General features: G+C 71.7%; 16 protein-coding genes and 2 pseudogenes. 4 read left to right on the top strand and 14 right to left on the bottom strand.

Features of this window, described 5'->3' with window-relative positions; translation table 11 throughout:
- The 5 genes and pseudogenes from E1J50_RS27850 to E1J50_RS20920 all read right to left on the bottom strand — a co-directional run.
- Nucleotides 1-293: pseudogene (locus tag E1J50_RS27850) on the bottom strand (RluA family pseudouridine synthase); the annotation flags it as partial.
- Between the two features lie 136 nt (nucleotides 294-429).
- On the bottom strand, nucleotides 430-1,677 hold the full coding sequence (locus E1J50_RS20935) for an Hsp70 family protein (RefSeq protein ID WP_132255729.1): 1,248 nt from the start codon (nucleotides 1,675-1,677) through the stop codon (nucleotides 430-432).
- A gap of 73 nt (nucleotides 1,678-1,750) precedes the next feature.
- Entirely contained in the window at nucleotides 1,751-2,002 is a 252-nt protein-coding gene (locus E1J50_RS20930; RefSeq protein WP_132255728.1) for a hypothetical protein, read from the bottom strand.
- 72 nt (nucleotides 2,003-2,074) lie between these two features.
- Nucleotides 2,075-2,407: a GlpM family protein gene (locus tag E1J50_RS20925; protein WP_245516679.1), complete on the bottom strand. Its 333-nt coding sequence runs from the start codon at nucleotides 2,405-2,407 to the stop codon at nucleotides 2,075-2,077.
- On the bottom strand, nucleotides 2,404-3,732 hold the full coding sequence (locus E1J50_RS20920; RefSeq protein ID WP_132255727.1) for a replication-associated recombination protein A: 1,329 nt from the start codon (nucleotides 3,730-3,732) through the stop codon (nucleotides 2,404-2,406). The genes E1J50_RS20925 and E1J50_RS20920 overlap by 4 nt, the downstream gene beginning before the upstream one ends.
- Nucleotides 3,733-3,887: 155 nt before the next feature.
- Between E1J50_RS20920 and htpX the strand changes: the two genes are divergently transcribed.
- On the top strand, nucleotides 3,888-4,796 hold the full coding sequence (gene htpX / locus E1J50_RS20915) for a zinc metalloprotease HtpX (RefSeq protein ID WP_132255726.1): 909 nt from the start codon (nucleotides 3,888-3,890) through the stop codon (nucleotides 4,794-4,796).
- A 120-nt stretch (nucleotides 4,797-4,916) separates the two neighbouring features.
- On the opposite strand, the gene copM is transcribed toward htpX, so the two are convergent.
- The 6 genes from copM to E1J50_RS20885 all read right to left on the bottom strand — a co-directional run bounded on the left by copM (nucleotide 4,917) and on the right by E1J50_RS20885 (nucleotide 10,656).
- The gene (gene copM, locus E1J50_RS20910) at nucleotides 4,917-5,543 is read right to left on the bottom strand and encodes a CopM family metallochaperone (RefSeq protein ID WP_132255725.1); all 627 of its coding nucleotides are present in this window, start codon (nucleotides 5,541-5,543) and stop codon (nucleotides 4,917-4,919) included.
- Between the two features lie 73 nt (nucleotides 5,544-5,616).
- A complete protein-coding gene (locus E1J50_RS20905) occupies nucleotides 5,617-5,991 on the bottom strand; it encodes a hypothetical protein (protein ID WP_132255724.1) in 375 nt (124 codons plus the stop codon).
- A 44-nt stretch (nucleotides 5,992-6,035) separates the two neighbouring features.
- The gene (locus E1J50_RS20900) at nucleotides 6,036-7,490 is read right to left on the bottom strand and encodes a Do family serine endopeptidase (protein WP_132255723.1); all 1,455 of its coding nucleotides are present in this window, start codon (nucleotides 7,488-7,490) and stop codon (nucleotides 6,036-6,038) included.
- Between the two features lie 210 nt (nucleotides 7,491-7,700).
- Nucleotides 7,701-8,525, bottom strand: a complete 825-nt coding sequence (locus E1J50_RS27510) for a hypothetical protein (protein WP_165937934.1) — start codon at nucleotides 8,523-8,525, stop codon at nucleotides 7,701-7,703.
- A gap of 177 nt (nucleotides 8,526-8,702) precedes the next feature.
- Nucleotides 8,703-9,056, bottom strand: coding sequence for a phasin (locus tag E1J50_RS20890; RefSeq protein WP_132255722.1), 354 nt, complete (start codon nucleotides 9,054-9,056; stop codon nucleotides 8,703-8,705).
- Between the two features lie 331 nt (nucleotides 9,057-9,387).
- The gene (locus E1J50_RS20885; RefSeq protein WP_132255721.1) at nucleotides 9,388-10,656 is read right to left on the bottom strand and encodes a glycosyltransferase; all 1,269 of its coding nucleotides are present in this window, start codon (nucleotides 10,654-10,656) and stop codon (nucleotides 9,388-9,390) included.
- Nucleotides 10,657-10,778: 122 nt separating this feature from the next.
- Here E1J50_RS20885 and E1J50_RS20880 point away from each other — a divergent pair, with 122 nt between their 5' ends.
- Entirely contained in the window at nucleotides 10,779-12,071 is a 1,293-nt protein-coding gene (locus E1J50_RS20880; protein WP_132255720.1) for a glycosyltransferase family 4 protein, read from the top strand.
- A gap of 153 nt (nucleotides 12,072-12,224) precedes the next feature.
- Nucleotides 12,225-12,410, top strand: a complete 186-nt coding sequence (locus E1J50_RS20875; protein ID WP_132255719.1) for a hypothetical protein — start codon at nucleotides 12,225-12,227, stop codon at nucleotides 12,408-12,410.
- 6 nt (nucleotides 12,411-12,416) lie between these two features.
- Here E1J50_RS20875 and E1J50_RS20870 read toward each other — a convergent pair whose 3' ends face one another.
- From E1J50_RS20870 to E1J50_RS20860, 3 genes are all read right to left on the bottom strand, one after another.
- Nucleotides 12,417-14,354 carry a C1 family peptidase gene (locus tag E1J50_RS20870; protein WP_132255718.1) on the bottom strand — a complete coding sequence of 646 codons (1,938 nt, stop codon included), beginning with the start codon at nucleotides 14,352-14,354 and terminating at the stop codon, nucleotides 12,417-12,419.
- A gap of 210 nt (nucleotides 14,355-14,564) precedes the next feature.
- Nucleotides 14,565-16,247: an acyl-CoA dehydrogenase family protein gene (locus E1J50_RS20865; protein ID WP_132255717.1), complete on the bottom strand. Its 1,683-nt coding sequence runs from the start codon at nucleotides 16,245-16,247 to the stop codon at nucleotides 14,565-14,567.
- A 103-nt stretch (nucleotides 16,248-16,350) separates the two neighbouring features.
- Nucleotides 16,351-17,274, bottom strand: a complete 924-nt coding sequence (locus E1J50_RS20860; protein WP_132255716.1) for a DMT family transporter — start codon at nucleotides 17,272-17,274, stop codon at nucleotides 16,351-16,353.
- 767 nt (nucleotides 17,275-18,041) lie between these two features.
- Between E1J50_RS20860 and E1J50_RS20855 the strand changes: the two are divergent.
- Nucleotides 18,042-18,516, top strand: a pseudogene (locus E1J50_RS20855) (PQQ-dependent dehydrogenase, methanol/ethanol family); the annotation flags it as partial.

Here is an 18,516-nt window from a genome sequence, read left to right as displayed (position 1 = left end):
CGGGCGGGCGCGGGCCTGGCCCGGGGCGCACGCGTCCGGCCGGCGGGCTCGGCCGCTCCCTCGCCGGCATCCCAGGGCGAGCGTTCAGCCCGGTCGTCGCCGCGCAGGCTGGCGGCGCGCTGGGCGGCGTCGAGGGCGCTGGCCCGAGGGCCGGTTCGCGCGCGCTCCGGCCGCTTCGACGCGCCGAAGCGAGGCTTGCCGCTTGCGCGCGGCTTGTCGGTCGCGCGCGGGTTGCCCGGGCCTCCGGGCCTTCCGCCCTTCGGGCCGCCGCGATGGGGAGGCTTTCCTGTCATGGTCCTGCCGCTCGGGCGACGGCGTCAGCCGGCCTCGCCCCGTCTCATTGCTCTGACGCAGAGTCTCCCCGCGCGGCCTGAGCGCCGCGGGGCGCGCTGATCTAGCACCCGCCCGCGGCTGCGACAAACGACGCCTTCAGCGCGCCCGGCGCGCCGCCTCCAGCGTGAGCCCGGTCCCGACCGATCCGAACGTGTCGCCCTCCACGACGCGGGCTTGCGGCAGGCAGGACGTCAGCGCCGCGCGGACATGCGGCAGGCCGGTCGAGCCGCCGGTGAGGAAGAGTGCGTCGATCGCCTCCGCGCCGACGCCCGCCTGGCGCAGGCAGCGCCCCACCCGCTCCGCGATGCGCCGGGCGAGATCGCCCGTGTGGCGCACGAGCCCGTCCCGGTCGATCTCGGCCGCGAGCCCGCTCTCGACCCAGCCGAGTTCGAGCCGCGCCCCGCCGCTCTCGGAGGTCTCGATCTTGGCGCCCTCCACCGCCATCGCGAGGCTGTGGCCGCGCTCCGCCTCGACGACGGCGTGCAACCGGCCGAGGAGTTCGGGCCGGCCCGCATCCCGCCGGGTCTCCTCGATCTCCCGCAGGGTCTTCGGGTTGTAGAGGCGGTTGATGCTCGACCACGTGGCGAGGTCGTGGAAATAGGCGTTGGGCACCGCGAGGTCGCCGCGCCGCATCGGGCTGCCGAGGCCGAGGAGCGGCATCACCGTGCCGAGGCTGAGCATCCGGTCGAAATCGGTGCCGCCGATCCGCACGCCGTCATTGGCCAGGATGTCCTCGGCCCGGTCCGCGCCGCGATGGCGCCCGGGGGAGAGCCGCACGATCGAGAAATCCGAGGTGCCGCCGCCGATATCGGCGATGAGGGCGAGTTCCTCGCGCCCGATCCCCTGCTCGTAATCGAGGGCGGCGGCGATCGGCTCGTACTGGAAGGAGACGTGCCGGAAGCCGATCGATTCCGCGATGGCGCGAAGCGCCGCCTCGGCCTTGCGGTCGCCGTCGGGATCGTCGTCGACGAAATGGACCGGGCGGCCGTGCACCACCGTGTCGAAGGCCGCGCCGGCCTCGGCCTCGGCCCGCGCCTTCACGCCGGCGAGGTAGCGCGCGATGACGTCGCGGAAGCGCAGCCGCTCGCGCCCGACCTGCGTCGTCTCCTCGAGGAGCGAGGAGCCGAGCACCGATTTGAGGCTGCGCATCAGCCGGCCCGGCACGCCCTCCACGTAGGCCGTCATGGCGGCGCGCCCGATCACCGCCTCGCGGCCCGGCGCGAAGAAGATCGCGCTCGGGATGGTGACCTGCCCGTCCTCCAGGGGCAGGAGGCGGGGGCCGCCGTCGTGCCAGCGGCCGAGGGTGGTGTTCGAGGTGCCGAAATCGAGGCCGCAGGCCGCCATCAGAGAAGGATCTCCGGGTTGAGGATCGCGCTGGGGAAGGGGCGGCTGACCTAGCGGCTCGGCGGCCGCGCGTCTACGGCCGGCCCGAGCGGCGGCCCCGCTCCTCGCCGCGGGGCTCGATCGGGAACTCGATCCGGCCGTCGACCCGCGGACGCACCCCCTCGTTCGACGGGGGCGGGGCGTAGGTCTCCTCGACGAAGGTGCTGAAATCGCTCCCGTAGAGGCGCGAGCCGCGAGGCGGCGTCTCGGGGGGCGGCGTCATCCCCGCGTCGAGGGCGAGCGCCGGACCCGCCGACAGGAGAAACACGAGAATCGAGCACCGCATCAGGATCTTCCCGCTCCGCGCCCACGGCAAGCTAGCGCCCGACGCCCCTCTGTCGAGGACGGATCAGCAAGATCAGAGCCAGCGCGGCAGCCAGAAGATCAGGGCGGCGACGGCGAGCCACGCGCAGAGCGCCCCGAGGATGGCGAGGCGGTAGTCGAGCCGGTCGCCGAGCCACCAGGCGGCGGCGAGGAACACGAGGTAGGCGGGGATCGTCTTCGCGCCCGCCAGACAGGCTTCGCGGAATCCGGCAGCGTCGCCCTTCGCGCCGACCGCCAGCAGCGCGATGATCGCGAAGGTCGGCGCCAGCGGCAGGATGCCGGGCAGCACGTTGCCCCGGCGCGAGGCGAGCACGATCGCCATCGTCACGAGGCCGCCGACGAGCCCCTTCCAGAGAACCTCGATCACCCCTCGCCCCGGCGCTCGCGGCGCAGGCGCTCCCAATGGGCGAGGCGGTCGGCGTAGCGGCTCTCCAGGCCGCGGTCGGTCGGCGCGTAGAATTGCTGGCGGCCGAGCCGGTCCGGCCAGTAATTCTGGCCCGAGAAGGCATCCGGCTCGTCGTGGTCGTAGCGGTAGCCCTCGCCGTAGCCGAGCTTGCGCATCAGGTTCGTCGGCGCGTTGAGGATGGTGCGGGGCGGGGCCAGCGAGCCGTTCTCCTTGGCGACCCGCGTCGCCGCCTTGTAGGCGGTGTAGACGGCGTTCGATTTCGGCGCGCAGGCGAGGTAGATCGTCGCCTGCGCCAGGGCCAGTTCGCCCTCGGGGCTGCCGAGGAAGTCGTAGGCGTCCTTGGCGGCGTTGGCGACGACGAGGGCCTGCGGGTCGGCGAGGCCGATATCCTCCACCGCCATCCGGACGAGGCGGCGCGCGATGAAGAGCCGGTCCTCGCCCCCGTCCAGCATCCGGCAGAGATAGTAGAGGGCGGCGTCCGGGTCCGAGCCGCGCACGGTCTTATGCAGGGCGCTGATGAGGTTGTAATGGCCCTCCTGCGCCTTGTCGTAGATCGGCGCGCGGCGCTGGATGATCGCCTGCAGCGTCTCGGCGTCGATCGTCTCGTCGGGCTTGGCCGAGCGCCAGACCTCCTCGGCGAGCGTCAGCGCCGCGCGCCCGTCCCCGTCCGCCATCCGCACCAGCACCCCGCGCGCCTCCTCGTCGAGGGGCAGCGCCCGGCCGGTCAGGGTCTCGGCACGCACGAGGAGCTTGGCGATCGCCGCCTCGTCGAGGGCCCGGAACAGGAGAACCCGCGCCCGCGAGAGGAGCGCGGCGTTGAGCTCGAAGGAGGGGTTCTCGGTGGTGGCGCCGACGAGCGTCACCGTGCCGTCTTCCATCACGGGGAGGAAGGCGTCGAGCTGCGCCCGGTTGAAGCGGTGGATCTCGTCGACGAAGAGCAGGGTCCCCTGCCCCGTCGCCCGCCGCTTGCGGGCGGCGTCGAAGACCTTCCGCAGGTCGGGGAGGCCCGAGAAGATCGCGGAGATCTGCTCGAAATGCAGGCTCGTCTCGCGGGCGAGCAGCCGCGCCACCGTCGTCTTGCCGGTGCCGGGCGGACCCCAGAACACGAGAGAGCCGAGGCTGTTCGAGCGCAGGAGCCGCGTCAGCGCCCCGTCCGGGCCGGTGAGGTGCTCCTGCCCGACGACATCGCCGAGCGTCTTCGGGCGCAGGCGGTCGGCGAGCGGCCGCGGGGCGTCGGGGCCGTTGGTGTCGGTCTCGATCCCGGCCGTGGCGAAGAGGTCTGACATCGCGCCATGAACACCCCGGGCGCCCTCCTCCGCAAGGCCGGCGGGGCCGCTCTCCCCGGACGTCTTCGTCGGACAGGGCACCCGCCGAAGCGGGGCCTTTGCGGGGGCGCCGGCCGCTCCCACCTGAAGAATCCGTCTCCCGGAGGGTCCGACCGATGAACGTCCTCAAGACCGCCCTGCTGCTCGCCGGCCTGACGGCCCTGTTCGGCGCCGTCGGCCTCCTGCTCGGTGGCGGCCGCGGCATGGCGGTGGCCCTCGGCATCGCCGCGCTGACGAACCTCTACGCCTACTGGCGCTCCGACAGCCTCGCGCTCGCCGCGCACGACGCCCGCGAGATCGATGCCCGGACCGCGCCGGACCTGTTCGCGCTGGTGCGGGATCTCGCGTCCCGCGCCGGCCTGCCGATGCCGCGGGTCTACCTGATCGACAGCCCGCAGCCGAACGCCTTCGCCACCGGCCGCAACCCGCGCAACGCGGCCGTCGCGGCGACGACCGGCCTGCTCTCGGCGCTGAGCCGCGAGGAGGTGGCGGGCGTGATGGCGCACGAGCTCGCCCATATCCGGAACCGCGACACGCTCACCATGACGGTCTCGGCGACGCTTGCCGGCGCCATCGCGACGCTCGCGCAATTCGGCTTCCTGTTCGGTGGCCGGGGCGAGGCACGGCCGAACCCCCTCGTCCTGATCGGCACCACCCTGCTCGCGCCCATCGCCGCGATGATCGTCCAATTCGCGATCAGCCGCTCGCGGGAATACGCGGCCGACCGGGAGGGCGGCCTGATCTGCGGCAACCCGCTCTGGCTCGCCTCCGCGCTGCAGCGGATCGAGGCCGGCGTCGCGCATGTGCCGAGCCCGTCGGCCGAGAGCCATCCGGCCACGGCGCCGCTCTTCATCGTCAACCCGCTGTCCGGCCGCGGCCTCGACACGCTGTTCTCGACGCACCCGGCGACCGCGAAACGCGTCGCGGCCCTGCACCGGCTCGCCGGCGAGGTCGGCGGCGCCCCGGCCCGCGCGGGCGGCTTCCGGGACGCACACTGGACCGGCCGCGGGGGTCCCTGGGGCTAGCGCGTTGTCATGCGGCGCGGATGTCCTCCCGCCAGGAAGACGATGCGCTGTCCCGGGAGGCCGACGCGTCGGCCACGATCGAGGGATCGTGGACGACGCGCCAGCGGCCGGCGAGACGGGTCAGTTCGCGGCGGGGACGCCGGCTCCCGGCGCCCAGGATTGCCCCCGCGCCTCGTCCCGGGTGCCGGCTTCCTCCGTGTGGGACCGGTAGGAATCGGGGCCGAGGACGTGCGTCGGCTGCCCGCCCCGGGAAATCGGGAGGCCGCGCCGGGTGAGCCACGCCTGCATCTCGGCGATCTCCCGCTGCTGCTCCACGATCACGGCCTCGGCCAGCTGGCGCGTCCACGGATCCTTGGCGTGGCGCAGCGCGACGCGGGCCATGTCGATGGCGCCCTGATGGTGCGGGATCATCTGGATGCGGAAATCGGCGTCCGGGTCGCCGGTATACGGCACGGCCATGCCGCGCATCATGCCCGCATGCGCGGCCTTGAACTCGGACACGGCCGGCGTGTCGGACGCCGTGGGGCCGTGCCCCGCGTGGTGCGCGGCCGCGGCGGGGCGCGGCGGGGCGTGCTTGGCGACGGCTGGCCTGCCGGCGCCGGGCTCCCGATGGCCGTGATGGCCCTCGTGCTGGGCGGAGGCGCCCGGCAGCGCGGCGAGGCTCAGCCCGGCCGCAAGCGCCGGGATCAAGAGTGGGTGAGACGTGAGGCGACGCGTCGCGAAGCGACGACCCGAGACGGGGTGCATGAGAATCTCCTGAAGAAGCGAAAGGCGTGCTGCGCCCGCGTGAGCGGGGGCGCCGGGGCTGCGGCCCCGGCCCTCAGGCCGCGCGTTTCGGAATCTCAGGATCGGGTGCGGAGTGCCGGCCCGACAACGGCTGCGCGACGATCGCGAAGCGCAGGGTGCGGAAGAACGCGGCCTCGCTCGCCTCCGGGCGGGCCGGCAGGTGACCGGCCACGAAGCAGCAGGCCGTGCGGCAGCCATCGTCGCCGGGCGCGGGATGCCTGTCCGCGCGGCTGTGGTGACCCTGCGCGGCGCAGTCGATTCCGGCGGCCGTGGCGTGGGCCGTGGCGTGTTGGTCCGGATGCCGATGGGCCGCGCCCGCAGGGGCGGCGGAGGACGGCGCATGCACGCCCGCCGCGGTCACGAGCGCCAGGGCGAGGACGAGACGGGCCAGGGCGCGAAGGAGCCGCATGCGCCAGACCCTAGTCACGCCGCTCGCCGCCCGCAACCGCCGCGCTACCCCCCGAACACCGAGGTCAGCACCTCGCCGCCGCGGTTGATCGAGACCTCCCACATGTTCAGCGTGTTGCGGGTCACGCGCTCGAGGTCCTTCGTGGTCGAGATCGGCACGCCGTTGATGGCGACGATCAGGTCGCCCTTCTGCAGGCCGGCGCGGCTCGCGACCGAGCCGTCCTCGACGGCCTGGACCGCGACGCCCTCGCCGGGCAGCTCGACCTGAAGCTCCTCGGCCACGGCGGGCGAGGTGTTCACGAGCGTCGCGCCGAGGAAGGGCGAGCGGGTGCGCACCTTCAGGACGTCGCGCGGCCGCGTCTCGGGTGCGGGCCCGAGCTTCACCGTCACCGCCGTGCGCCCCGTGCCGCGCAGCACGCCGAACTTGGTCTGGCCGGAGATGCCCTTGAGGGCGAAGCGGTAGCCGAAGGCTTCCGGGTCGTCGACGTTCTGGCCGTCCACGGAGAGGATCAGGTCGCCGCGCTTGAGGCCGGCCTCCTCCGCCGGGCTCTTGGCCTGGAGGCTCGCGACGAGGACGCCGGTCGGCCGGTCGAGGCCCATGCTCTCGGCGATGTCGGTCGTCACGCTCTGCACCCGGGCGCCGAGCCAGGGGCGGCGCACCGTGCTGTCGCCGCCCTTGGCCGCGTCGACCACCGCCTTCACCATCCCGGCGGGGATGGCGAAGCCGATGCCGTGGCTGCCGCCGGATTGCGAGTAGATCGCCGTGTTGATGCCGACGAGGCGGCCCTGCAGATCGACGAGCGCGCCGCCCGAATTGCCCGGGTTGATCGCCGCATCCGTCTGGATGAAGAACTGGTAGTCCGAGGAGCCGACCTGCGTGCGGGCGAGCGCCGAGACGATCCCCTGCGTGACCGTCTGGCCCACGCCGAACGGGTTGCCGATCGCCATCACGAAATCGCCGACCTCGAGGGTCTCCGAATCGCCGAAGGGCATCGAGACGAGGCCGCTGCCCGGGTTCTTGATCTTCACGACCGCGAGGTCGGTGCGCGGGTCGCGCAGCACGATCGTCGCCTCGAACTCGCGCCGGTCGGCGAGCGCGATGCGCACCTCGTTCATGTTGTCGATGACGTGGTTGTTCGTGATGACGAGGCCCGCATCGTCCACGATCACCCCGGAGCCGAGGGAGCGCTGGGCCCGCTCGCCCGGCATGCCGCGCCCGCCGCGCCCCGGCTCGCCGAAGAACCGGCGCATGAACTCGTCCATGGCGTTGGCGCGCGCCTGCGGGCGCTTGTCGACGTGGGAGGCGTAGACATTCACCACCGAGGGCGCGGCCCGCTTCACCACCGGCGCGAAGGAGAGCTGGACCTCGCCGCGGGTCTGCGGCGCCCCCTTCGCGGGCGCGGCCTCCGGCGTCTTCATCATCTGCGCGGAGGCGGGCATCCCCGCGAGGACGAGCGCGACCGCGCCGGCGAGGGCGAGCGGAAGGGGCGAACGGATCATGCAGGGCTCCCGAATGGCACGGATCGGCATCCGCACCCGCATCGACCGGACGTCCACGGGACGGCACGGGCGCAGGGCGGTTGTCCGGGAGCTATGTAGCGCTGCCGATTGCGGCGCGCGAGAGTCGGCGTCGCACCTTCGCGCCGACGGCCCGGGCGCGCCTCACCGGCGCCCGGGGTCTCTTCGGGACGTTCCCGCCCGCAGCCGGCCTCACGCCTTCGGGCGCTCGACGATCCGGCTCGCCTTGCGGGCGACGTCGTTCCAGCAGGTCAGCGAGGCGTCGGCGACGCGCTGCAGCTCGGCCACCTGAAGCCGGATCAGGTCGGCCGGCGACTTCGCCGTGCCGAGGGCCTGAAGGTGGCTGAGCGCCGCCGCGCTCTCGTTGCGGATGAAGGCGAGCACCGTCGCGTTGATGCCGCTGACGTCGATCGACGGCGTCGAGAGGCTGACGCTCAGGAGCTCGAAGGGCAGCTTCGCGGCGCGCGGGGCGGTCTCGGCGGCCTTCTCGGCCGCGTTCCGGACTTCCGTCCGCACCGTCTCGGCCGCCTTGGCCGTGGCGGCGGGCGCCGCCTTGGCGACCTCGACCGCGGCCTCGACCGCCTTCTGGGCGACCGCGACGGGAGCCGGGCTCTGGGCGGGCTTCGTCAGCGAGGCCGGCGACACGCTGTCGAGCAGCTTCGTCTCGGGCTTCGATTCGGTCTTGGGATCGAACTTGGCGGCGGGCTTGATCTCGGCCGGCTTCTGCACGGCGGAGCTCGCCTGGGCGATCTTCTCGACCGGCTTCGCAGCCGGAGCCTTGGGGGCGGCCGAAGCCTTGGGAGCCGGTGCGGGGGGCGCCTTCGCGGGGGCGGGCTTCGCCACTTCAGGCGCGGGCTTCGCCGCCTGCGGCGCGGGCTTTAGCGCGGAAGCCGGGCCGGGTGCGGCCTTCGGCAGGGCGGATTTCACCGCGTCCTTGTTCGATGTCGCGCTCGCCAACGCGCGCGGCGCGCGCCGCCCGGCCGTGCGGGACGGCTGATGTGTGGGCCGTTTCACCATGGCTTGGTCTCCTCAACACCCCTCGGTCCCGATGGCGCACGGTGGCGGCGCGGCGGGCCGATGTCAGCCCCCGGCCGACCTCAAACGGGGCCTCGTCGAGGCGATTCACGATGGTCCCGCACCGGGTTCGGCCGGCGGGGTACGAGGCCCGGCCCCGAGGGGCCGGGCCGGGCCCGATCAGCGGGCGGCGTTCTGCGCGAGGGCGCCGAAATCCTTCGCCTGCGCCTGGAGGGCGGCGAACTGGCTGCGGACGAACTCGGATTGCAGCTCGAAGGCCTCGCGGAGGTCCTTGGTGCGCACGAGCTTCTGCGCGAAGTCGAAGGTCGCGTTCGCGTTGCTCTGGGCGTGGTCGAAGCCCTTGGCGACGGCGGCCTGAAGGGTGGACTGGAACGTCTGCGACGAGGACTGGACCTGATCGGCCGCCTTGACGGAGTTGCTGATCAGCGTGCCGACCGCGGTACGCGCCTGATCGACGGACTTCTCGGCGAAGTCGCGCAGCTCGCTCGGAATCTCGAAGGTCTGGGTCGTCATATCGTCTCCTCGCAGGTCTTGCGTCCGATGCGGCGCTTCGGGCCGCGATCAACGACCGGACTTATGTTGCATTGCAGCAAAGAAGTCAACAGGCCGGCGGAGCGGCATCTGTCATCGGTCGAACTCTCTCAACTCTCTAGAAGCTGAGCGCGACGCAGGCAGAGAGCTTAGAATGGGCACGGCCACGCGTCAAATCGCGGATGCAGCCTGGACCCGTATCTTGAATTCAGGTCACGGAATTGTCAGCGACGGTACGAAGAGGTCAAAATCCTTCCTCCCGCGCGGAGGTAGGAGCGGATTATAGCCTCGCGACCCCTGTGCCCCCCGCCGATTATTCCCCGGGCGCGGAGCGAGAGGCGGCCACGGCCGCGCCTCTCTGTTGCGGTGCAACCAAATCCGCGCGGGCGAGGCTCCGGTACAAGTCGGTGAGCGCCGCGCAATGGGCGCCGAGGTCCATGGGGGCGGCCCAGTACCGCGCGTGGGCCTCCCGGCCGAGATCCTCGACCAGGGCGTCGTCGCGCAGGGCCGCGAAGGCGGCGGCGAGCGCGCCCGGCTCAGGCGCGACGACGAAACCGGTCTGGCCGTGGCGGACCTTCTCGGAGGCTCCGGACCGCTCGGAGGCGACGACCGGGATTCCGGCGGCGAGCGCCTCGTAGATCGTGAGCGGCCCCGTCTCCAGCCAGCGGGAGGGCGCGGCCACGGCGCGGGCCCGCGCCCGCAGGATCGCCTGCACCTCCGCCGGGCTCCGCCAGCCGAGGATCTCGAGTCCGGGGCGCCCGCGCAACGATTCCGCCAGCGGACCCGAGCCGATGAAGAGCGCGGGCAACCCGGCCGCCTCGGCGGCGTCCGCCACGAGGTCGGCGCCCTTCTCCTCGGTCATGCGACCCACATAGACGATCGCGTCTCCCCGCTCGGGACGTGCCGGCGCGCCGCGCGCGACCCCCACGGGGTTGTCGATCCGGTGGTGGGCAGCCGCGAGGCCCCGCAGCATCCCCTCCGTCCGGGAGCGCGTCGCGTCGCAGACATGGACGAGGTGCAGCCTGCCGGTCCCGGCGGCCGCGCGAAGGGCGCCGGTACGGGCCACCCGCACCAGCTTGTGCGCCCGGCTCCGGGCGTCGCAGGGCGCGGCGAGGCAGGCCCCGGAGAGCGGCCGCAGCGCGCAGGGTTCGGCCCGGTCGAAGCGGTAGTAGACGCCGTTCGGGCAGGCGAGGAAGTAGTCGTGCAGCGTGACGACGACGGGCACACCCGCCCCGAGCAGCACGGGGAAGACGCTCGGCGAGAGCGAGCGCGTCCATTGGTGGAGGTGCAGGCAATCGGCCCGCGGCAGGCCCGCGAGGGCGGCGGAGAGGCGTTGCGCCGCCCGGCCGTGCCAGATGCCGGACGCCGCCGCCGACAGGGCCGGCCGGCTCCAGATGTCGGGCAGGCCGAGGGCGACGTGCCGGAGCCGGGGATGGTCGAGGATCGGGTCGACGGGGCCGGCGACGCCCTGGATGAAGGTCACGTCGAGCCCGCGCTCGGCCAGTCCCCGCGCCGATTCGAGCGCGACCTTCTCGGCCCCGCCGCTCGGAACGGCGAATTCCGCCAGGATGACGACGTGCATGGCGCGCTCGGAACGCGAGAATCCGCGGCGCGAATTCTTCGGGCGGAGGTCCGGGGTTTACGCGCAATCAACTGCCGTCCGGTAAATGGAGGGACAGTTTCCGGCGCCGGGATGGTGTTGCCTTGCACGTCGTACTCGTCGCCGACCACGCCTTCGTGAACGGCGGCCAAGCCAAGGTCGCGATCGATTCGGCGCTCGGGCTGGCCGGCCGCGGCCACCGGGTGACCCTCTTCGCGGCCGTGGGGCCGGCCGACCCGCGCCTCGCGCAGGCCGGCATCCGCGTCGTCTGCCTCGACCAGCACGACATCGCGACCGCGCCGAGCAAGCTCGCCTTCGCCGTCCAGGCCATTTGGAACCGCACGGCCGCACGGCGCCTCGCCGCGGAACTGGAGCGCGTCGACCCGCGCGAGACGATCGTGCACGTCCACGCCTTCGCCAAGGCGCTCTCGCCCTCGATCGGGACGGCTCTGCGCGCGAGCGGGCTGCCCCTCCTCTACACGATGCACGAGTTCTTTCTCGTCTGCCCGAATGGCGGGTTCTACGAGTATCCGGCGGCCCGCATCTGCCATCGCACGCCGATGTCGCGGGACTGCCTGACCACGAATTGCGACGCCCGCTCCTACCCGCGCAAGCTCCTGCGCGTGGTGCGGCATCTCGGGCTCGAGACCGTCGCCCGCCTGCCGGATCTGTTCCGCCACGTGATCACGATCAGCGACCTGCAGGAGCGGGCCGCCGCCCCGCACCTGCCCCGCGCCACGACCTTCCACCGCGTGCCGAACCCGATCCCGGTGCCCGAGGCCCCGCCGCGGCCGAAGGCCGGCGGCGCGTTCCTCTTCGTCGGCCGGATCTCGACGGAGAAGGGCGCGCCGATCTTCGCGGAAGCCGCGCGGCGCGCCGGCATCCGCCCCGTCTTCGCCGGCGACGGGGAGCGGGCGGGGATGCTCGCCGCGCGCTATCCCGAGGCGGTGATGCTCGGCTGGCAGGATTCCGCCTCGGTGCAGGCGCTGCTGCGCGAGGCCCGTGCCCTCGTCTTCCCGAGCGTCTGGTACGAGGGGCAGCCCCTCACCGTCCACGAGGCGCTCGCCTGCGGCACGGGCGTGATCGTCAGCGACGCCTGCGCCGGCCGCGAGGCGGTGGAGGACGGCGAGACCGGCTTCTGGTTCCGCTCGGGCGATCCGGACGCGCTGGCCGCGCATCTGCGTCGCCTCGCCGACGACGAGCTCGCCGAGAGGATGGGCCGCGCCGCGCATGACCGCTACTGGTCGTCGCCCCTCACCCTCGACGCGCATCTCGATCGGCTGATGCTCGTCTACGACGCGGTGATGCGCGAGGCCGCCACCGCCCGCGCCGCGCGTCCCGTTCCGGGGGCCGCGCTCCCCCTCCCCTTCGGCAAGCGCGGGGCGGCCGAGGGCTGAGTCTAAACAGGGCGGGGGCCCGGCCCCCCTCCGGGACGGCAGGATTTGACGCGGGCGTCCGCCCGCTCGGGCAAGCGGAAACACCGGTCCGCCCCCCGCGTTGACGCGTATCGGCACCGGCCCCGGTGCCTCCCGCGTCAGAGGAGTGCCAAGATGGCCGAGACCACGACGAAGCCCCCCGAGGGGCAGGACAAGCCCGGCTTCCAGCAGGGCAGCGCGAAGCCCGGCGACGCGAAGAATCCCGAGAACCGCCAGGAGGCGATGAGCGAGCGCCTGGACGAGGCGCTGGAGGAGACATTCCCGTCGAGCGATCCGATCTCCGTGAAGATCACGAAGTAGGTTGCCTCAGCGCGCGGGCACGAGGTCGAGCCTTCGCCGGATCTGCCGGTTGGCCGCTCTGGAGCGGGTTCGGCCCGCGCGCGCCGCCTCGACGACGGCCACCGGCTGAGGTTGCTCCGTGATCCGGCGGAGCGTCGACAGGAGCGTGGCGGGGTCATTGTCGAAGTCGCCGTGATGCAGGGCCTTGCTGTCGGGCCCCGGCGCCAGGTGCCAGGCGGTCCGTTTCGGCCGCCAGAACGAGGCGGGGATGGACCGCGCGTCCCGCTCCAGGCCGAGGAGCGGCGTTCCGCCGAAGATCCCGGCCCGCTCCTCGAACGCGGCGCGCACGAGGTAGAGCAGCGACTTGTTGTAGAGGCCGGCGCAATCGTCGTCCTGCTCGGTCGCGTCGTCGAGCGTGTAGAGATCGAAGCTCTCGATTCTCCGTGCGTCGATCAGCGGCCGGTAGACCGCGTCGAAGAGCGCCATGGTGCAGGCCGGCGCCCACAGCGTCAGGCTCCTGACGGGCACGCTTTCGGCGGCCAGATGGCTCGCGAGATGGGCGTGGAAGACCGCGCCCGCGCTGTGGCCGACGAGGTGGATCTCGTCGATCGCCCCGCTCTTGCTCAGGTCGGCGAGGTGCGCCGCCGTCAGCCGGGCTGCGCCCTTCGCGCGGGTCGTGGCGCGGGTGGCGTTCTCCTTCATCTCGTCCCAGAGCGCCTTGCCGCCGAGCAGGCGGGCGAGCGGCTCGAGGGTGTCGTCGATCCGGTCCAGCATGAAGTCCTTCGCCGCGTCGAGGATCCCCTCGCTGCGCCGCCTGCCGAGCGCGTCGCGCAGGATGTTGCCGATCGTCGAGAGCGCGTCGGAGCGCCAGATGAAGGAGAGCGGGTAGACCTCCGCCTTGAGCAGCGGATCGAGGTTGCCGGCCACCGTCTGGACGGCGGCCTCCTCCGAGACGAGCCCGCCATGGGCGTAGAGCACCACGCGCTTGCGGGCCCAGCCGGCCATCCGCCGCGGCATCCGCTCCGCGACGATGTCCTTCAGGCCGGCCTCCGTCAGGCCGTAGGCCCCCTTGTCGTCGAGGATGCCGTCGTTCTTCGCCGTGATGATGTGCGGGCGGAGATCGGCGTAGATCCGGCTCTCGTAGCTGCGCGGCGCGCCGGACAGCATCGCGGCCGGGCCGGCATCCTCGGCGAGCTCGATCGGGGCTCCGAGCGCGGCCACCCACACGTCGGTGCCGTTCGCGAGCCAGTCGGCATAGGTGACGAGGGCGAGGCCGTCCGCGCCCCAGTCGCGCCCCCAGCTGTTCTGGATCCAGAAGCCCTCGCGGTTGTAGCCCACGATCGCGAAGGCGTGCCCGCCGATGGGCACGGCGCCGGGACGGTAGGCGATCCGCTCGTCGCCCGTCCCGACCTGCTGCCAGCCCTCGTGGACGCTCGCCGTCGCGTAGAGGATCCCGACCTCACCGATCGCCGCGTGCATCGCGACGAGGTCCTTGTGGTTCACCCGGAAATAGGCGCCGAGCGGGCGCCTCAGCGCGTCCGCGGAGCGCGCCTCGGTGAGGGTGCGGTTCGGATCGGCGTCCTGCCACAGGGCCTTCGCGCAGAGCCCGTGCTTGTGCCATCCCTTCATGGCGCCGCGGGCGCTCGAGCCCTCGTAGTCCTCGCCCGGCCACTCGTCGTAGCGCTTGGCCATCGTGTAGAGCATCCAGGCGCTGACCTCGTCGGCGGAGGGGTCCTTGCCCCGCGCCTGCAGGAGGTAGTTCGCGACCGTGGCGAGGCCGTAGCCCGTGCAGGCGCCCTCGCGGCCCTGGTCGAGCACGGGGATTGCGGCCCTCCGATAACCCTCGATATCCGAGATCGCGCTCACCGCGATCAGCGCCGGGACGTAGAGCGCGTCGCGGAAATCGACGGTGTCGGGCAGGGCGTCGAGCCGGCGCGCCGGCGCCTTTTGTTTCCGCCCCGCCATCGTCCCCTCCCTTGCGGCGGCGAATCGGTCGACGCGCGCCGTCCTGGAGGGAACTATAGATCCGGCGATGGGTGGGAGAAGGCGGGATCCTGCAGGATGCTGCAGGAAAGATCGTTCGCGCCGAAGATCCCGGCCGCCGATCGATCGGGGGCATGGCGGCCGGGATTCATTGCTTCCGGCCGCCCCGTCTCGTCGATGCTTCGCGCCGGCTCAGACCGTCTCGAGCAGGCGGCGGGCGATGACCTGGGCCTGGATCTCGGCCGCGCCCTCGAAGATCGAGAGGATGCGCGCGTCGCAGAGGATGCGGCTCACCGTGTATTCCAGCGCGAAGCCGTTGCCGCCGTGGACCTGCAGGGCGTTGTCGGCCGCCGCCCAGGCGACGCGGGCGCCGAGCAGCTTGGCCATGCCGGCCTCGAGGTCGCAGCGCTTGCCCTCGTCCTTCTCACGGGCCGAGAAGTAGGTGAGCTGGCGGGCGATGTTGATCTCCACCGCCATCATGGCGAGCTTGTCGGCCACGCGCGGGAAGTTCACGAGCGCCTTGCCGAACTGCACCCGCTCCTCCGCGTAGCGCAGGGCCACGTCGAGGGCCGATTGCGCCACGCCGATGGCGCGCGCCGCCGTCTGGATGCGGGCCGATTCGAAGGTCTGCATCAGCTGGGCGAAGCCCTTGCCCTCGACCTCGCCGAGGAGGTTGCCTGCCGGCACCTCGAAATTCTCGAAGGCGAGCTCGTATTCCTTCATGCCGCGATAGCCGAGAACCTCGATCTCGCCGCCCGACAGGCCCTGCACCGGGAACGGCTCCGCGTCCGAGCCGCGGGGCTTCTCGGCGATCAGCATCGAGAGGCCGCGATGGCCCTTCTCCTCGGGCTTCGTGCGCACGAGCACCGTCATGATGTCGGCCCGCACCGGATGGGTGATCCAGGTCTTGTTGCCCGAGATCTTCCAAGTGTCCCCGTCCTTCACCGCCTTGGTGCGGAGCGAGGCGAGGTCCGAGCCCGTGTTCGGCTCGGTGAACACGGCAGTCGGCAGGATCTCGCCGGAGGCGAGCTTGGGCAGGAAGCGGTGCTTCTGCTCCTCGGTGCCGCCGCACAGGATCAGCTCGGCGGCGATCTCGGTGCGGGTGCCGAGCGAGCCGACGCCGATATAGGCGCGGGACAGCTCCTCCGAGACGACGCACATCGAGATCTTGGGCAGCCCCATGCCGCCGTATTCCTCGGGGATCGTCAGGCCGAAGACGCCGAGCTCGGCCATCTTCTCGATGATCTCCATCGGGATGTAGGCGTTCTCCCGGTGCCATTCCTGCGCCTTCTCCACCACCTCGGCCTTGCCGAAGCGGCGCATCTCGGTGCGGATCGCCTCCATGTCCTCGTCGAGGCCGGAATCGCCGACCGTGGCGGAGCCGCCGCCGTCGCGGATCCGGGCCACCAGCGCGGCGCGGTGCTCGGGCGTGTTGCCGTCCGCGATCATCGCCTCGATGGCGCCGGTGCGGAACTGGGCGAGCTCGCGGGCCGAGAGGCCGAGCGAGGTGGTCGGGCGCACCATCTCGCCCTGGCTCATCGGGATGCCGCCGAACATCTGGTCGAGATACTCGCCCAGGCCGATCCGCACGAGCAGCGTCTCGGTCTCGCCGAGGCGGCCGGCCGCCTCCAGATTGGCGGCGTAGTGGGCGAGCTCGCGAACGGCCTCGCCGTAGGTGGCGAGCCAGGCGAGGCCGTGGGTCGCGTGCTGCTCGGTCTCGAGCTTGGCGGAATCCAGCTTGCCCTCGGGCGACAGGACCCGGCTGCGGACGCGGCGGGTCGCCTCGGCGACGAGCTTCTTCGCGTCGTCGGCCGCTTCGCGGCTCAGCGAGACGAGGTCCTGCAGCGCGGGCGAGAGGGCGGGTGAGGCTGACATAGGCGGTCTCTCGTGAAGGAAGGTCTTGGGGTCATTATAGGCAGGTTGGCCATGACAGTAGAGGTTTTATGTCGCCCTCCCCGCCTGAGAGCCCCTGAATTCATTATACTTTTGGCCGGCCCGCCTCAGCCCGGCTGGCGACGGCGACACCCGCGGCGGCGACCGCCATGCCGGCGAACTGGACCGGGCTGAGGGTCTCGCCGAACAGGGCGAAGGCCATCGCGGCCGAGACGGGCGGCACCAGGAACAGGAGCGAGGCGACGCCCGCCACGGCGCCCCGCCGGATCAGCCAGAGCAGCAGCAGGATCCCCGCGACCGAGTTGACGAGGATCGACCAGGACAGGCCGAGCCAGAACGAGGGGACGTTCTCGATCCGGCCCGCCTCGAAGGCGAGCGCCATCGGGATCGTGAGGAGGGCCGCGCCGACGAATTGAACGGCGGCGTTGGTGACGAGGTTGGCGCCGGCGCCCGTGCGCTTCTGCCAGAGGGTGCCGAGCGTCATCGCGGCCATCGCCCCGAGGCAGGCCCCGAGCGCGACGGGCGGGATGCCGGAGGCGTCGGCCGCGCCGACCTTCGGGGCGAGGACCAGCGCGGCCCCGACGAAGCCCGCCCCGATGCCGAGCCAGCGGCGGCGGCTCACATACTCGCCGAGGATGGGCCGGGCCAGCATCGCAGTGAGGAGCGGCTGCAGGCTCCCGACCAGGGCGGCGATGCCGGCCGGCAGCCCGCGATGGACCGACCAGAACACGCCGGCCACGTAGAAGCCCTGCATCAGCACGCCTGCCACGAGGGCGTCGCGCCAGCCGGCCCGTCCCTGCGGCCAGGGCGCCCGCATGACGAGGGCGAGAGACGCGAGCACGAGGGCGACCCCGGTAACGCGGATCGCCACGAAGGTCAGCGGCTCCGCGAAGGGGGCCACGAAGCGCGCCGCGACGAACCCCGTCGCCCAGATGACGACGAACAGGCTCGGCACGAGCGGGGCGAGCAGCCGCCCGGCCTCGGACGATGCGGGGGAAATCCTGGGCATGGCGAGCGGCAGGCAGCATGCCCGGCCGCGCAAGGCAACCGCGCGGGCGCAGGGCTCCCATGACGGCGCGGGGAACCCGCTTCTCGTCCGATCGACGGGGACGGAGAGGCGGCGAGCCAATAGCGACGCAGAAACGGATTACGATCCTATTCTTCTGCCTCGTCTTGCCGAAACACCCGCCGCAAGCGTCTGATTTTACCGGCAGTGATTGCCAAATCATCCCGCCGTTTGACTCGTTCTTAGAAAGATTTCATGCTCCCCGAATGTGCCGCAACACTGTCTTGGCAGGGGGCGGGACATCGCGCCGCCGAGGCCCGACTTGCTCAACGACGCACGAAAAGAAACGGCGAGGCCGGGTAGCCTCGCCGTGATCGATAAGCTCCCGAGCGGTCCAAGCTGAAGAGCCGTAAGATCCAGTCGCAAACAGGAGTGACCCTAACGATCATCCTCGCCAAGTCAACAGAACATCGGCGGAAAGATCAGGCTTTTATTCATCAGTCTTGCTGAGTTTGACGATCAATGTGCCGGCACTATCGGTGTCTGCGCAGAGAAGATCTATGGTTTCCTGATATCAATAGGCGAATATTTATATTACCCTTATTGCTATTTTCTCAAATCTGATTATGGATTGAGAAATCGTCGTTCTAGACTCGTTTGATCGGGTCCAAGACTGACGAGGAGAGATGCGCCACGCGCTTTTCCAGCAACCCCGGAGCCCGGCGGCAATCGTGCGGCCGGCTCGGTCGAGAAAATGCCACGGAGGACTCATGAGAGCGGTCCATTGTCTCGCCCTCGGTGCAGGTCTGGCAGCCGCCACGCCCGCGCTCGCCAATGAGGACGTGCTGAAGCGCAGCCAGGACCCGGCCCAGCAGGTGCTTCAGACGGTTGACTACGCCAACACCCGTTACTCGAAGCTCGACCAGATCAACGCCGGCAACGTCAAGAACCTCCAGGTCGCCTGGACCTTCTCGACCGGCGTGCTGCGCGGCCACGAGGGCTCCCCGCTCGTCGTCGGCAACATGATGTACGTGCACACCCCCTTCCCCAACATCGTCTACGCGCTCGACCTCGACCACGACGCCAAGATCGTCTGGAAGTACGAGCCCAAGCAGGACCCGTCCGTGATCCCGGTCATGTGCTGCGACACGGTCAACCGTGGCCTGGCCTATGCCGACGGCGCCATCCTGCTGCACCAGGCCGACACCACCCTCGTCTCGCTCGATGCCAAGTCGGGCAAGGTGA

The sequence above is a fragment of the Methylobacterium segetis genome (assembly GCF_004348265.1).
Classification (GTDB): domain Bacteria; phylum Pseudomonadota; class Alphaproteobacteria; order Rhizobiales; family Beijerinckiaceae; genus Methylobacterium; species Methylobacterium segetis.
This window is presented reverse-complemented; position numbering and strand designations above follow the sequence as displayed.